The sequence below is a fragment of the Kitasatospora sp. NPDC001132 genome (genome assembly GCF_053598415.1).
This window is the reverse complement of record NZ_JBSFKF010000008.1, coordinates 21,802-36,239: the sequence shown is the minus strand read 5'-3', so window position 1 is coordinate 36,239 and position 14,438 is coordinate 21,802. Positions and strand designations below refer to the sequence as shown.

The window sequence follows — 14,438 nt, the reverse complement described above, 5'->3', positions numbered from 1 at the left end:
ACCCGCTCCCTCCCCGGAACGCCCCACCGCGGAAACGTCTGCCCCGGACACGTCCGCCCCGGGCTCGGCGACTCAGTCCCGGACGCTCCAGCCGCTCGCCCGCAACGCCTTGGTCAGCCGCTTCACCGCCGTCGGCGCCACCGACAGCTGGACGAAGCCGACCTGCTGCCCGGTCGAGTGCTCGATGACGACGTCCTCGATGTTGACCCCGGCGTCGCCGACCTCCCCGAACAGCCGGCCCAGCTCGCCCGGCTGGTCGCCCAGTACGACCGCCACGGTCTCGTACCGGGTCGGCGGCGCGCCGTGCTTGCCGGGGATGCGGGCCTGGCCGGTGTTGCCGCGCCGCATGACCGCCTCGATCCCGGCCGCGCCCGCCTGGCGCTCGCTCTCCTCGACCGCCTCCATCGCGCGCAGCGCGGTGACCGTCTCGCCGAGGTCGCGGGCGACCCCCTCCAGGACGTCCGCGACCGCGCCCGCGTTGGCGGAGAGGATGTCGACCCACATGCCGGGGTTGGAGGCGGCGATCCTGGTGACGTCGCGCACGCCCTGGCCGGAGAGCCTTATGGCCGTCTCGTCAGCGTTCTCCAGCCGGGCCGCGACCAGCGAGGAGACCAGCTGCGGGGCGTGCGAGACCAGGGCGACCGCCCGGTCGTGCTCGGCCGCATCCATCACGATCGGCACCGCTCCGCAGAGCGCGACCAGTTCCAGCGCGGCGTTGAGCGTCTCGGTGTCGGTGTCCGCGGTCGGGGTGAGCACCCAGGGGCGGCCCTCGAAGATGTCGGCGCGCGCGGCCAGCGGACCGGAGCGCTCGCGGCCGGCCATCGGGTGACTACCGATGTAGTGGACGGTGTCGCAGCCCAACTTGGCGATCTCGCTGCGCGGTCCGGCCTTCACACTGGCGACGTCGGTGTACCAGTGCGCCAGGTTGCGGCGCTGGCAGTCGGCGAGCACGCTGCCGACCAGCGCGGGCGGGACGGCGATGATCGCCAGGTCGACCGGGCCGTCGACCGGGTCGGTGATGCCGGCGCCGAGCGACTCGGCGGTGCGGGCCGCGTCCGGGTCAGCGTCCTCCAGATGGACGGTCAGCCCGCGAGCGGTCAGGGCGAGCGCGGCGGAGGTGCCGATCAGTCCGGTGCCGACGACGACGGCAGTGCGCATGGCGGGTCGCTCTCCTCATCACGATTCTCGACAGGTGCCGGAACCGTCCGGGAGCACCCGCGCCCCATCCTCCCTCATCAACCGCGCCGAAGTCCCCACCCGGCGCCCGGCAACCGGGACGACGGTCCGGCAGCTTGCGGCGCTGGCAACCGCGACGGGCCCGCCCCCGTCCCACACAGTGCACTCATGCCGCACCGGAAATCCTGCGACGCCCGCCCCCGAGCCGGGCAGACTGGCCGCCGGGGGAAGGCAACGGACAGGCCCGAACCCGCGCGGCACGACCAGCGGCCAGCGTCAAACGGCAAGCGGCAAGCGGCAAGCGGCAAGTAACAAACGGCACGCACGAGCGACAAGCGACGAACGACGAGCGCCACGCGGCGGGCGACACGCGAACGAAGGGGTTGCGCATGGACGATCAGCACAGCGGCCGGAGCGGGCAGACGAAACCGCCGGCCGTACCGGCCCACCCCTCGGTCCTGGACTCCGTCGTGGTGTACTCCGAGGGCGCGGTGTGCCGCCGACGGACCACCGTCCCGCTCCCGCCCGACGGCCGGCTGCGGCTGACCGGCCTGCCCGCCGCCCTGGACGGCCGCTCGCTGCGCGCCCGGGTGCTCGCCGGACCGGCCGGCACCGCGGTCACCGAGGCCCGGCTGGAACGACTCGCCGAACTCCGCGAACCGAACGAACTTCCGGAACTGCAGCGGGCCCTGGACGAGGCCGCCGAGCGCCGCAGCGCGCTCGCCGAGCGCCTCCGACTGGTCCTGGCCGCGATCACCGAGACGGCCGCGCTGCGCGCCGTCCCGCCGCAGCGCCGACGCGACGAACCGCTGCGCCGCACGCCCGCCGACGCCTGGCTGGAGCTCGCCGACTTCGTCGACGAGCGGCTGGCCCGGCTGCAGGAGCGCGCCGAGGGGCTCACCCAGGAGCTGGAACTCGCCGACCACGAACGCGACCTGGCCGCCGACCGGCTGGAGCGGGCGTCCACGGCCGATCGGGCCGACGCGGTCGGAACCAGCACCACCGTCCTGCTCACCCTCACCACCGCAGGCACCTCCGACGCCACCGCGGCGGACACCACCGAAGGCGCCGCCCCCGGCAGCGACCACCTCGACCTGGAACTGGAGTACGGCGTCCCCACCGCCCGCTGGGTGCCCGCCTACCGGCTGTCCTACCGGACCGGCTCCGACACCGCCCACCTGGTTCTGCGCGCCGCCGTCGCCCAGCGCACCGGCGAGGACTGGACGGGCGTGCGCCTCGCCCTGTCCACCGCCGACCTCGACCGCCGCACCGACCTGCCCCGGCTCGCCTCGCTGCGGATCGGCCGTAGCCAGCCCGCCCCGCCGCCCTCCGGCTGGCGGGAGCCCCCGGCCGGCCTGACCGACCTCTTCACCGGCTACGACGCGGCCGGCTCCGACCGCCCCGCGCCGCGCCGCGCGCCCCATCTCGACCTGTACCGCCCGATCGCCGCCGCCGCTGTGGCCCCGACCCCTTCCCCCGTCCCGGCCACCGCCCGCTCCGCCCGTCTCGGCGGCGCCCGTCCGGGCGGTCCCCGGGCCGAGGCCTTCGCGGCCGACGAGCAGATCGCCCCCGCCGCCGGACCGTACGGCGGCGGCCTGCTGAGCGCCGACCAGCCGATGCCCGCGCCCCCGGGCGCCCCCGGCGGCTTCGCCGGCTACGGCGCCCCGCCACCGCCCCCGGCCCCTGTCGCCCCCTCGGCGCCGCTGCCGAAGGCCCCGGGCGGCCCCCCGCCCACGGAGACCGGCCTCGCCCCGGACGCCGCCCTGCTCGACTACCCCGACCTCGTCCTGGCCGGCCCCCAGGAGCCCGCCGGCTGGCGCGGCACCCTGCATCCCCGCGCCGAGCGGACCGAGCGCGCGGAGGCGTTCTGGACACCGCCCGGCGCCGGCGGCACCAGCCGGCTCCGTGACCTCGCCCTGCCCCGGCACGCCGTCCCGCCCCGCGAGTCGGCCGGCTCCTTCGACCACCGCTTCGACGCCGCCGCCCCCGCCGACATCCCGTCCGACGGCACCTGGCACACCGTCACCGTCGGCGAGATCCCGCTCGCCGTCCGGCCCGAGTACGTCACCGTCCCCGCCGTCGAGGAGAAGGTGTACGCGACCCTGGTGCTCGCCAACCGCACCGACCAGGCCGTCCTGGCCGGCCCGGCCGAGGTCACCGTGGACGACGAGTTCCTGCTGACCGCCGCCCTGCCCACCCTGGCGCCCGGCGGCACCCAGCGGCTGGGCATCGGCGTCACCGAGAGCATCGAGGTGGCGCGCCGCACCGAGCTGCACGAGTCCACCACCGGCGTGCTGAAGGGCAACGGCACCGTCCTCGACCACCGGGTGCACGTCCTGCTGGCGAACCGGCTCGGACGGGCCGTCACGGTGGAGGTCCGCGAACGGGTGCCGGTCACCTCCGACGCCGAGATCCGGATCGAGGAACGGGCCGACTGGCACGCCCCGACCGTCTCCACCCCGGACTGCCCGCCCAGCACCCGGCTCTGGCGGGTCGACCTGCCGCCGGGCGGCCGCACCGAACTGGACGGCGGCTACCTGATCAAGATCCCGGCCGGAAAGGCCATCGTCGGCGGAAACCGGAGGAACTGAGCGATGACCGTCGAGACCCTTCCCCTCCCCGTCACCGCCGTGACCTGCCTGGAGGACCGCAGCCAGGTCGAGCGCACCAGGACGGTCGGGCTCGCCGCGGGCGTGCAGCGGCTGCGCCTCGGCCCGCTCACCGCCCTCGCCGTCGATCGCACCCTGCGCGCCGAGTCCGCCACCGACGGCGTCCGCGTACTGGACGCCCGGCTGGTGCGCAGCTGGACCCCGCGCGCCCCGCTGCCGCCCGGCCCGGAGGACTCGGAACTGCGCCACCGCCTGCACCGGCTGGACGCCGAGACCCGGCTGACCGACCAGACCCGGGCCCGGCTGGAGGCCCGGCTGGCCCTGCTCGCCCAGCTGTCCGCCGATCTCCTGCGCGAGATCGGCGAGGGCGCCGGCCTCGGCGAACTCGAACCCAACCGCTGGGCCAGGGAGCTCGGCCGGGTGGACGCCGAGCGGGAGCGCTACGGCGAGGAACTGCGCGCCACCCACTCCCGCCTGCGCCGCCTGGAGCAGGAACGCTCGCAGGCCCTGACCGCTCTGGACGAGGCCGAGGAGGAACCGGTCGAGCTGACCGCCCACCTGGAACTCACCGTCGAGGCGGCGCGGCCCGGCCCCGCCGAGCTGACCGTCTCCCACCTGGTGCCCTGCGCACTGTGGCGCCCCTCCTACCGGGCGACCCTGGACGACGGCGAGCTGCGCCTGGAGTCGGAGGCGGTGGTCTGGCAGCGCACCGGCGAGGACTGGACGAACGCCCGGCTCACCTTCTCCACCGCCCGCTCCGCCCTCGCCGCCGCCCCGCCCGCGGTCGCCGAGGACGTCCTGGTGCTGCGCGAACGCACCGACGAGGAGCGCCGTACGGTCGAGGTCGAGCTGCGCGAGGAGGCGGTCGCCACCCTGGGCCCGGCCTCCGCGGTGCCGGGCGTGGACGACGGCGGCGAGGTCCGGGTGCTGCCCGCCCCCGCGCCCGCGACGGTGCCCTCCGACGGCCGCGCGCACCGGGTGTCGCTGGGCTCCTTCACCGGCCCGGCGACCGGCGAGTACGCCTGCGCCCCGGAGCTGTCCCCGCTGGTCACCCAGGTGGTCCGGTTCCGCAACGCGGCCGGACACCCCCTGCTGTCCGGCCCGGTCGAGCTGGTCCGCGGCAGCGGCTTCACCGGCCGCGGGGAGCTGCGCTTCACCGCCGCCGGCGCCGAGACCGAACTGTCCTTCGGCAGCTCGGACGGCTACCGCGTGGTCCGGGAGACCGAGGAGCGCCAGGCCACCGGCGGCCTCACCGGCCGCCAGACCACCATCCGGACGGTCCGGCTGCACCTGTCCCGCTTCTCCGGCCCGGAGGAGCGCGACGAGCGGGTCGTCACGGTGCGCGAGCGGGTACCGGTCTCCGAGGTGTCGGCGGTCGAGGTACGGCTGCGCAAGGAGGACTGCTCCCCGGCACCGGACTCGTTCGGCTCCGAGGGCATCGTCCGCTGGGACGTCCCGCTCGCCCCCGGCGCCCGGCGCACCCTCACCCTGGTGTACGAGGTGTCGGCCTCGGCCAAGGTGGCCGGGCTCTGACCGCTGCGGCCGGTCGGTGGCGGACACCGCCGTGGCGATGACGGCCGCTCAGGACCAAACCGGAGACAACGGGTAGAAAAGGAAGCATGATCCTCCACCTTGCTCCCCTGGACGACTGGCTGGCCGACCCCGGTCGCCCGTACGCCACCGCGTCGCTGCTCACCGACGGGTTCATCCACTGCTCGGCGGACGAGCAGACGGCGCTCGCGGTGGCCAACGCCTTCTTCGCCGACACCCCCGACCCACTGATGGTGCTGCTGATCGAGGAATCACTGGTGGAGCCGATGGTGAAGTGGGAGGCCCCGCACGGCGCCCCGCCGCCCGGGGCCACTCCCGGCGTGCTGTTCCCGCACATCTACGGGCGGCTGAACCGCACCGCCGTGGTCGGCCTGGAGAAGGTCGAGCGCGGCCCGGACGGCCGCTGGGCCTCGCTCAGCCCCTGGAGCTGACGGGGGCGCGGCCGGGAAAAGTTATGACTTTTCACGAGGATCCCGTGGTTCCAGCGGCTCCCGCCGAACACACGGACCGTCGCAACACCGCGGACAACCACGCCCCCGCACCCGTCGCGACGCCAGGAATTGTCACAACATTCCCTACAGCCACCCCCGCTCCCGGGCCGCCATCCCGGCCTGGAAGCGGGTGGTGGCGCCCAGCGAGCGCATCAGGCTCTGGAGCCGGCGCTGGGTGGTCCGGGCGCTCCAGCCGAGCGACCGTGCGATCGACTCGTCGGTGAGCCCGGCCGCCAGCAGGCCCAGCAGCTTGCGGTGGTCGGCCTCCGGCCCCGACGGGGCGTCCCCGGTGCCGGCCTCCGCCTGCAACCGCACGGCCCGCTCCCATTCCGCCTCGAACAGCGTGTCCAGCGCCTGGAGCAGCGCCGAAGGGTGGATCACGTACGCGGCGTCCAGCACGCTGTCGCCGACGCTGATCGGAATGATCGCCATCCGGTCGTCCGAGATGATCATCTTCATCGGCAGCGTCGGCCGGACCCGCGCCTCCTCGCCGTCCGCGACGCCGACCAGGATGTTCTTCTCCAGCCGCCCCGGCCAGGCCACCGCCTCCCGGTCGTAGACCGTCCGGAACTTCACACCCTCGCGCAACCGCCGCCGCTGCAGGGGCATCGGCGCCACCGGGTCCTGGATGTACGGCGGGCGGTCGAAGCCGCGCACCTGGTACTGACTGGTCTCGGTGATGTGCTCCAGCCTCTGCGCGATCGCCTCGCCGCCCGTCAGCACCTCCACCGAGTGCGCCGGATCGGTGTACCGCGAGGCCTCCCGGAAGGCGTCCATCAGCCGGTGCATCTCGGCCCGGGCGTAGCGCAGTTCCGACTCCCGGTGGCCGATCAGGGTGCCGATCGCGACGTCCGGCGGCACCGGCAGGTAGCGGTGCCGGTCCACCGGAGCCCGGGTGGCCATGCCCTGCTGCGCCAACCGGTCCAGTGCGCGCACGCTCTGCTGGAACGTCAGCCCGCAGCTCTCCGCCAGTTCCTCCGCCGTGGACTGCGGGTTGGCCACCAGCGCCGCGTAGACCTGCCCGTCCGGCTCCGCCAGTCCCAGTGCGCCGAGGGCCTGTCCGCCGGCCCGTCCCAGTGCTGCATCGGACACGACGCCCTCTCCCCCTGCTCGCCCGTTCCCGTTGACCCTGTCCAGTCGGCCCGGCCCCGCCCCGACCCCGCGCGCGGCCTCGTACCTGCGCCGCCCCGTGCCGACGCGGTCCCGTACTGTCGCAGTCCCGCACTGGCGCAGTCCCGCCACACGGCGGGGTGGTGCTCCGGTGGCCATCCTCGGCCACGGATCATGACGCTGACAAGGCCGTGACCAGCGGTTGCGTCCCGGCTCACACGACTCGTCCGAAACGTGGACATCCGCTCCCGAACGCCCGCGTGCCACTCCCACCCCGGCCCACACCACCCCACCGCGGCTCCCACACCCGCCCCACACCCCCGCCCCCGACAACGCCGGAGCCCCCGGCCGCAGCGCGCGTGCGTCCGGGGGCTCCGGTGGAGCGGAAGGGCCTACAGGCCGACCTCGTGCATCAGCTGCCCGACCTCCGGGTTGGTCAGCCGGCGCAGCCAGCCCGACTTCTGGTCGCCCAGGGCGATCGGGCCGAAGTGGGTCCGCACCAGCTTCTCGACCGGGAAGCCGACCTCGGCCAGCATCCGGCGGACGATGTGCTTGCGGCCCTCGTGCAGGGTCACCTCGACCAGGTAGTTCTTGCCGACGTTGGAGATCACCTTGAAGCTGTCGGCACGCGCGTAGCCGTCCTCCAGCTCCACGCCCTGGGCGAGCTGCTTGCCCAGGTCGCGCGGGATCGGGCCCTGGATCGCGGCCAGGTAGGTCTTGGTCACGCCGTAGCGCGGGTGGGTCAGACGGTGGGCCAGCTCGCCGTGGTTGGTGAGCAGGATGATGCCCTCGGTCTCGGTGTCCAGGCGGCCCACGTGGAACAGCCGGGTCTCCCGGTTGGTCACGTAGTCGCCCAGGCACTGGCGGCCGTCCGGGTCCTCCATGGTGGAGACCACGCCGGCCGGCTTGTTCAGCGCGAAGAACAGGTAGGACTGGGTGGCGACGGTCAGGCCGTCCACCTTGATCTCGTCCTTCTGCGGGTCGACCCGCTTGCCCTGCTCGGTGACGCGCTTGCCGTTGACCTCGACCCGGCCCTGCTCGATCAGCTCCTCGCAGGCGCGGCGGCTGCCGACGCCAGCCCGGGCCAGCACCTTCTGGAGGCGCTCGCCCTCGGGCTCGCCGAAGGTCTTGGGCAGCTTGACGGCGGGCTTGTCGTGCCGGGCGAGGACGGCGTCCTCGATCTTGGCCTGGAGCTCGCGGGAGCGCTGCGGCTGACGGCGCGGGTCGCCCGGGGCACCCTGGCCCTCGCGACGCGGACGCGGGGCCGGGCCGGGGCGCCGGCCGGCGTAGCCGCCGCGGGCCGGGGTGGCGTTGGGGCCGCCGCCGTACTCGGGGCGGTCGTACTTGCGCTCCTCGGGCCGCAGCGGGCGGTCCGGGTAGCGCCGGTCGTCCCGGCGCCCCTCGCGCCGGTCGTCACGACCGTACGAGCCCGAACCCGAGCCGCCACGGCCGCTCCCACCACCGTAGGAACCCCCGCGCGCGCCCGAGCCGCCGCGGCCGCTGCCGCCGCCGTAGGAGCTGCCGCCCCGGCCCCCGCCCTGTCCGCCGCGGCCGCTCCCGCCGCCGCTGCTGTTCCTGCCGTTGCCACTGCTACGCATCAAAGTGTCCGTACGTCGTTCCGTCTGGGATGTGCGGTCGTTTCGGCCGACCTCACCGCCCCCTACCGATCGGGCCCGGCCCGACCGGCCTCGCCACTGCCGTCCGCGGCCTGCGCGGCAGCGGCGGCGACCGCCTCCGCGATCATCGTGCCCTCCAGGGACTCCGCTTCCACGTCGTCGACCTCGGGCAGGAAGGGAGCGAGTTCCGGCAGCTCGTCCAGGCCGCGGAGCCCCATCCGTTCCAGGAAGTAGTTCGTCGTCCGATACAGGATCGCACCTGTTTCGGGCTCGGATCCGGCCTCTTCCACCAGTCCTCGCTGTACCAGGGTACGCATCACGCCGTCACAGTTCACACCGCGGACTGCGGAAACCCGCGATCTGGACACCGGCTGCCGGTAGGCGACCACCGCGAGGGTCTCCAGCGCGGCCTGGCTGAGCCGGGCCTGCTGGCCGTCCAGGAGGAACCGGTCGACGGCCGCGGAGCAGGTGTCACGGCTGTAGAACCGCCAGCCGCCCGCGACCAGCCGCAGGTCGAAGCCGCGACCCTGGGCCGCGTACTCGGCGGACAACTCGCGCAGCGCCGCGGCCACCTCGGCCCGGGGCCGTTCCAGCACCCCGGCCAGCCGCTCCTCCGCCACCGGCTCGTCGACGACCATCAGGACGGCCTCCAGATCGGCCCGCAGCCCTGCGTCGGCGGGGCCCACGGCACCGGAAGTCGACGGGGCCGACTTCTGGTGCACGACACACACCTCCGCCCCGACTCCGGCGGCCTCCACGGACTCCGCCGGCTCGACCGACCCCACCGGCTCCACTCGCACCCCGGGCCCCACCGGCTCCCCGGGATCCCCGGGTCCCACCCGTACCCCGGGCTCCATCACCCCCGCCGCCCCCACGGCCTCCACCGGCTCCGGCAACAGCTCGAAGACCGGCTCCAGCCACTCGTCGGCCCGCGGCCGCCCCGGCAGCCCCAGCGGGCGCCGCACCGGCCGCCCGCCCTCGTTCCCGCCGCTCGTCACCGCTCCTCCTCCTCCTTGACCTCGCCGGCCGGCCGGTCGAACTCGTCCGTCACCTCGACCGCCACCCGCCCCTCCTCGGCCACCCAGCGCACCAGCAGCTCGCCGAGCGCCTCCGGCTGCTCGAAGGCGAGCACCCGCTCCCGGTACAGCTCCAGCAGCGCCAGGAAGCGGGCGACCACCACCAGGTCGTCCGGCGCGTCCTCGACCAGCCGCTGGAACGAGGCCTCGCCCAGCTCGGTGAGCAGCCCCACGACCAGCCCGGCCTGCTCGCGCACGCTCACCGGCGGGGTGTGGATGTGGTCCACGTACACGACCGGCGCGGGCCTGGGCTCCATCGCCTTGGCTGCCAGTTCGGCGAGCCCCTGCGGCCCGACGGTGAGCACGACCTCGGGAAGCAGCTCGGCGTGCCGGGGTTCCAGGGCGGCCGTCCGGGGCCGGCGCAGCAGCTCGGCCGCCCAGCGCTCGCCGAAGAGTGCCGCCGCCCGCTTGTACGCCCGGTACTGGAGCAGTCGCGCGAACAGCAGGTCACGGGCCTCCAGCAGGGCGATGTCCGCCTCGTCCTCGACCTCGGCCACGGGCAGCAGCCGGGCGGCCTTGAGGTCGAGCAGGGTGGCGGCCACCACCAGGAACTCGGTCGTCGCGTCCAGGTCCCAGTTCGGGCCCATCGCCCGGATGTGCGCCATGAACTCGTCCGTCACCGTGGCCAACGCCACTTCGGTGACGTCCAGCTTGTGCTTGGCGATCAGGCTGAGCAGCAGGTCGAAGGGGCCCTCGAAGTTGTCCAGTCGTACCCGGAAGCCGCCCCGCGACTCGTCCTCGGTCGATCTCACGGCAGTGGCGGCTGGTTCGGCGGTGCTGGGCATGGCGGTACTGGGCATGGCGGTCCATCTTCACCCGTCCCGGCCGCCGGCCCCGCCCCGGGGCCACCGACACGCCGTCCCGCCGGGCCCGGACCGGACGTCCACTCTGTACCCACGGGCCCGTACGCGGCCCTCGCCACGCGCTCCCGCCCCGACTGTCCGACCAACCGACTGTCCGACCGGACGACGGGCCGACTACCCGACGGACGGACCGTCCGACCGGCCGTCCGCCCGCAGAGCCCCGCCAAAGCCCCCCACGCCCCCAGGAACGGCCCCGCGGCACCCAACACGCCTTGGGTGCCCCGCGGCCCGCCCCGGCCCCGCCCCGCACCCCTGAGGCCTCTCGCCGACCCTCCAGCGTCCGCCGGTGCCGCCGACACCCGGCGCCCCACCGCTCGACCGGCGGCCTCCCCACGCCGAGCCCGCGGCCCCCTCGACGCCCGACGCGAACCCGCCGGCCGCCCTCCACACCGCGTACCACTCAGCGCCTGACGCTCAGCACGCACCACTCGGCACGCAACGCACCACGCGGCGCCGGCCGCCTACCGGCCGCGCAGCCGCCGAACCAGGATCGAGGCCTCGCCACGCTGCTCCAGGTCCGCCAGGACGACCGCGATGGCCTCCCGGACGATCCGCCCGCGGTCCACGGCCAGGCCGTGCTCCCCGCGCAGCACCAGCCGGGTGTGCTCCAGGTCCATGAGCTCCTCGGCGGACACGTACACCGTGATCTTCTCGTCGTGCCGCTCGCGCCCGCTGGGCCGGCGCGGCGCGCGGCCACGCGGCCGGGCACGTCCGGCGGCACCGGGCTGCTCCTCGGCGGCGCCCTGGTGCGTCCGGGGCCCCGGGGCGGAACCGGCACCGCGACCGCCCGAGATGCCCTTCCCGGCCGCGGCGGCGCCCGAGGCACCCACGGTGCCCGCAGTGGACGCGGGCCCGGCCGGGCCGGAGCGCTGAATGGGCGGCTGCGCGGCCACCGGCACCCCGCCGGCCGCCTGCTGCTCCGGCGTCACCTGCCGGTCGCCCCGGTCGCCCTGTACACCCTGGGTGCCCTGGGCGGACTCGGCGCCCTCCGCGCCGTCCGGTTGGCCGTTGACGGTCCGCGCGGTCTCCGGTCTGGATGCCTCGGCGGCCGGACGCGGCGCGAGGGAGGGCGACAGTGCCATCCCTCCCGTGGTCCGGAACAGCTCGTCGGCACCCGGGAGACTCACTCGGCGGGGCGGCACCGGTCGAGCACCTCCCTGGCGAGCTGGCGGTAGGCGGCGGCACCGACCGAGTTGGTCGCGTACGTCGTGATGGGCTCGCCGGCGACGGTGGTCTCCGGGAAGCGCACGGTCCGCCCGATGACGGTGTGGAAGACGTGCTCGCCGAACGCCTCGACGACGCGCGCCAGCACCTCACGGCTGTGCACGGTGCGCGAGTCGTACATGGTGGCCAGGATGCCGTCCAGGCGCAGCTCGGGGTTGAGCCGCTCGCACACCTTCTCGATGGTCTCCGTCAGCAGCGCGACACCGCGCAGCGCGAAGAACTCGCACTCCAGCGGGACGATCACGCTGTGAGCGGCCGTCAGCGCATTGACCGTCAGCAGGCCCAGCGAGGGCTGGCAGTCGATGATGACGTAGTCGTAGTCGGGCAGCAGCGGCTTCAGGGCGCGCGCCAGCGCGGACTCCCGGGCCACCTCGCTGACCAGCTGCACCTCGGCGGCGGAGAGGTCGATGTTGGACGGCAGCAGGTCCATCCCCGGGACCGCCGTCTTCAGCAGCACTTCGTCGGCCGTCAGGCCCCGCTCCATGAGCAGGTTGTAGACGGTGACGTCGAGCTCCATCGGGTTGACGCCGAGGCCGACCGAGAGCGCGCCCTGCGGGTCGAAGTCGACGAGCAGCACCCGGCGGCCGTACTCGGCCAGCGCCGCGCCCAGGTTGATGGTCGACGTGGTCTTGCCGACGCCGCCCTTCTGGTTGCACATGGCGATGATCTGGGCGGGGCCGTGCTCGGCGACCGGCGCGGGGATCGGGAAGTACGGCAGCGGGCGGCCGGTCGGGCCGACCCGCTCGCGGCGCTGGCGCGCGGCGTCGGGGGCCAGCGTGGCGGCGTACTCCGGATCCGGCTCGTACTCGGCGTCCGGGTCGTCGTAGGCGCCGTAGGCGAACTCGCCGTAGGCCAGGCCGTAGGCCGCCAGGTCGGCGTCGTGATCGGTCACCGTGGTCACCTGTGCTGTGTTCTGGCGTGCTTCGAAAGTACGGAGTGCGACCGAGCCGACCTCGGCCGAGCCCACGGAGGGCTGCCGGGCCCCGGGCTCCTCACTCGGCTGGCCGGCGGTGAGTTCCGCCAGTCCTGGCTGACCACCCCCGGGAGCAATTGTCGACTCATTCACAAGTCGTCTTACCTCCTTGGGCATCCAGGACTCTATGTCGATTCGTCAGCGTGGCAGCATGCCGACGGTTTGCGACTCTAGGCCGTTCAAGGCGTTCGCAGCAACACAATCCACGGTAGTGGGCAGGATGTGTCGACTATCGAGCGGGCCGCTGTCAAGGGATGAGAGGGTCACCAGCCCCAACGTTTCTGCGGGCGGGTGACATGACCGACGGATATTGACGACAGAGCGACGTAGCCGGCCGACCCGCTGATCACGGGCACGGCGAAGCCCCCGGCCCGAAGGGATCGGGTCGGGGGCGAACGACCGCCGGGCGGTCAGGGTGTTCAGGCGAGCACGCTCTCCAGGGAGACCGACTCCAGGCCGAAGGCCTCGGCCACGGCCGGGAAGGTGATCTGGCCCTCGTGCACGTTCAGGCCCTTGGCGAGCGCGGCGTCGCGGCGCAGCGCGTCCTTCCAACCACGGTTGGCCAGCTCCAGCACGTACGGCATGGTGGCGTTGGTCAGCGCGTAGGTGGAGGTGTTCGGGACCGCGCCCGGCATGTTGGCCACGCAGTAGAAGACCGAGTTGTGGACCTTGAAGGTCGGCTCGTCGTGCGTGGTGGCGTGCGAGTCCTCGAAGCAGCCGCCCTGGTCGATGGCGATGTCGACCAGCACGGAGCCCGGCTTCATGCGGGAGACCAGCTCGTTGGTGACCAGCTTCGGGGCCTTGGCGCCCGGGATCAGCACGGCACCGACGACCAGGTCGGCCTCCAGGACGGCCTTCTCCAGCTCGAAGGCGTTCGACACGATGGTCTTGACCTTGGTGCCGAAGATGCGGTCGGCCTCGCGCAGCTTGTTGATGTCGCGGTCCAGCAGGGTCACCTCGTAACCCATGCCGACGGCGATGGTGGCCGCGTGCCAGCCGGAGACGCCACCGCCGATGACGACGGCCTTGGCCGGGTGGGTGCCGGGAACGCCGCCCGGCAGGGTGCCGCGGCCGCCGGCCGGGCGCATCAGGTGGTACGAGCCGACCTGCGGGGCCAGGCGGCCCGCGACCTCGGACATCGGGGCGAGCAGCGGCAGCGCGCCGTTCGACAGCTGCACGGTCTCGTACGCGATGGCGGTGGTGCCCGAGGCGATCAGCGCGTCGGTGCCGGCCCGGTCGGCCGCCAGGTGCAGGTACGTGAAGAGGGTCTGGCCCTTACGCAGCCGGTGGTACTCCGAGGCGATGGGCTCCTTGACCTTCAGCAGCAGGTCGGCGGTGGCCCACACCTCGTCGGCGGTGGGGAGGATGGTGGCGCCGGCGGCCACGTACTCCTCGTTCGGGATCGAGGAGCCGACACCGGCATTGTCCTCGATGTAGACCTCGTGTCCGTTGCGGACCAGCTCATGCACGCCGGCGGGCGTGATGGCCACGCGGTACTCGTGGTTCTTGACCTCGCGGGGGATGCCGACCTTCACGGCTAAACACGTCCTCTTGCCATGGGGGTCCCGACCGGAGAAGACCGGTGGGCGACGCGCACGTGGGGAAGCCTCCGGGACAGCCCGGGGCGGGGATCGCTGCGCGACTGAGTTCGAGTGTAATGAAGCCCAGTCGGCGTGTCAGCCTTCCAAAGTGAATAATTTTCCCGCGCGCATTGGCAGGTTCGTAGGCTTCCCCTCCGACTTACCCACC

General features: G+C 74.0%; 11 protein-coding genes. 3 read left to right on the top strand and 8 right to left on the bottom strand.

Annotated elements, in window-relative coordinates:
• Window positions 1–72 precede the first annotated feature (72 nt).
• On the bottom strand, window positions 73–1,158 hold the full coding sequence (locus ACWDBE_RS13360; RefSeq protein WP_449789061.1) for a prephenate dehydrogenase: 1,086 nt from the start codon (window positions 1,156–1,158) through the stop codon (window positions 73–75).
• 407 nt (window positions 1,159–1,565) lie between these two features.
• On the opposite strand from ACWDBE_RS13360, the gene ACWDBE_RS13355 reads away from it, so the two are divergent.
• The 3 genes from ACWDBE_RS13355 to ACWDBE_RS13345 all read left to right on the top strand — a co-directional run bounded on the left by ACWDBE_RS13355 (window position 1,566) and on the right by ACWDBE_RS13345 (window position 5,767).
• Window positions 1,566–3,767 carry a DUF4139 domain-containing protein gene (locus tag ACWDBE_RS13355; protein WP_449807989.1) on the top strand — a complete coding sequence of 734 codons (2,202 nt, stop codon included), beginning with the start codon at window positions 1,566–1,568 and terminating at the stop codon, window positions 3,765–3,767.
• A gap of 3 nt (window positions 3,768–3,770) precedes the next feature.
• On the top strand, window positions 3,771–5,318 hold the full coding sequence (locus tag ACWDBE_RS13350) for a mucoidy inhibitor MuiA family protein (RefSeq protein WP_449807988.1): 1,548 nt from the start codon (window positions 3,771–3,773) through the stop codon (window positions 5,316–5,318).
• 86 nt (window positions 5,319–5,404) lie between these two features.
• On the top strand, window positions 5,405–5,767 hold the full coding sequence (locus tag ACWDBE_RS13345) for a DUF952 domain-containing protein (RefSeq protein WP_224284232.1): 363 nt from the start codon (window positions 5,405–5,407) through the stop codon (window positions 5,765–5,767).
• Window positions 5,768–5,911: 144 nt separating this feature from the next.
• Here ACWDBE_RS13345 and ACWDBE_RS13340 read toward each other — a convergent pair whose 3' ends face one another.
• From ACWDBE_RS13340 to ald, 7 genes are all read right to left on the bottom strand, one after another.
• A complete protein-coding gene (locus tag ACWDBE_RS13340) occupies window positions 5,912–6,919 on the bottom strand; it encodes a helix-turn-helix domain-containing protein (protein ID WP_392922884.1) in 1,008 nt (335 codons plus the stop codon).
• Window positions 6,920–7,329: 410 nt separating this feature from the next.
• Entirely contained in the window at window positions 7,330–8,535 is a 1,206-nt protein-coding gene (locus ACWDBE_RS13335) for a pseudouridine synthase (RefSeq protein ID WP_449789065.1), read from the bottom strand.
• 62 nt (window positions 8,536–8,597) lie between these two features.
• Entirely contained in the window at window positions 8,598–9,191 is a 594-nt protein-coding gene (gene scpB / locus ACWDBE_RS13330; RefSeq protein WP_449789090.1) for an SMC-Scp complex subunit ScpB, read from the bottom strand.
• A 356-nt stretch (window positions 9,192–9,547) separates the two neighbouring features.
• Window positions 9,548–10,429, bottom strand: coding sequence for a segregation and condensation protein A (locus tag ACWDBE_RS13325; RefSeq protein ID WP_449789066.1), 882 nt, complete (start codon window positions 10,427–10,429; stop codon window positions 9,548–9,550).
• Between the two features lie 524 nt (window positions 10,430–10,953).
• The gene (locus ACWDBE_RS13320) at window positions 10,954–11,574 is read right to left on the bottom strand and encodes a hypothetical protein (protein WP_449789067.1); all 621 of its coding nucleotides are present in this window, start codon (window positions 11,572–11,574) and stop codon (window positions 10,954–10,956) included.
• Window positions 11,575–11,615: 41 nt separating this feature from the next.
• A complete protein-coding gene (locus tag ACWDBE_RS13315) occupies window positions 11,616–12,683 on the bottom strand; it encodes a ParA family protein (protein WP_030245868.1) in 1,068 nt (355 codons plus the stop codon).
• Between the two features lie 425 nt (window positions 12,684–13,108).
• Window positions 13,109–14,224 (bottom strand): alanine dehydrogenase, encoded by a 1,116-nt coding sequence (gene ald, locus ACWDBE_RS13310; protein WP_392882756.1) that lies wholly within the window; start codon window positions 14,222–14,224, stop codon window positions 13,109–13,111.
• Window positions 14,225–14,438: the final 214 nt, after the last annotated feature.

Bases quoted from the DNA above. Each gene is read 5' to 3' on its own strand.
- ACWDBE_RS13325 (WP_449789066.1), bottom strand. From the start codon at position 10,429: ATGCCCAGTACCGCCATGCCCAGCACCGCCGAACCAGCCGCCACTGCC.
- ACWDBE_RS13360 (WP_449789061.1), bottom strand. From the start codon at position 1,158: ATGCGCACTGCCGTCGTCGTCGGCACCGGACTGATCGGCACCTCCGCC.
- ACWDBE_RS13355 (WP_449807989.1), top strand. From the start codon at position 1,566: ATGGACGATCAGCACAGCGGCCGGAGCGGGCAGACGAAACCGCCGGCC.
- ACWDBE_RS13335 (WP_449789065.1), bottom strand. From the start codon at position 8,535: ATGCGTAGCAGTGGCAACGGCAGGAACAGCAGCGGCGGCGGGAGCGGC.
- ACWDBE_RS13345 (WP_224284232.1), top strand. From the start codon at position 5,405: ATGATCCTCCACCTTGCTCCCCTGGACGACTGGCTGGCCGACCCCGGT.
- ACWDBE_RS13320 (WP_449789067.1), bottom strand. From the start codon at position 11,574: ATGGCACTGTCGCCCTCCCTCGCGCCGCGTCCGGCCGCCGAGGCATCC.
- scpB (WP_449789090.1), bottom strand. From the start codon at position 9,191: ATGGTCGTCGACGAGCCGGTGGCGGAGGAGCGGCTGGCCGGGGTGCTG.
- ACWDBE_RS13350 (WP_449807988.1), top strand. From the start codon at position 3,771: ATGACCGTCGAGACCCTTCCCCTCCCCGTCACCGCCGTGACCTGCCTG.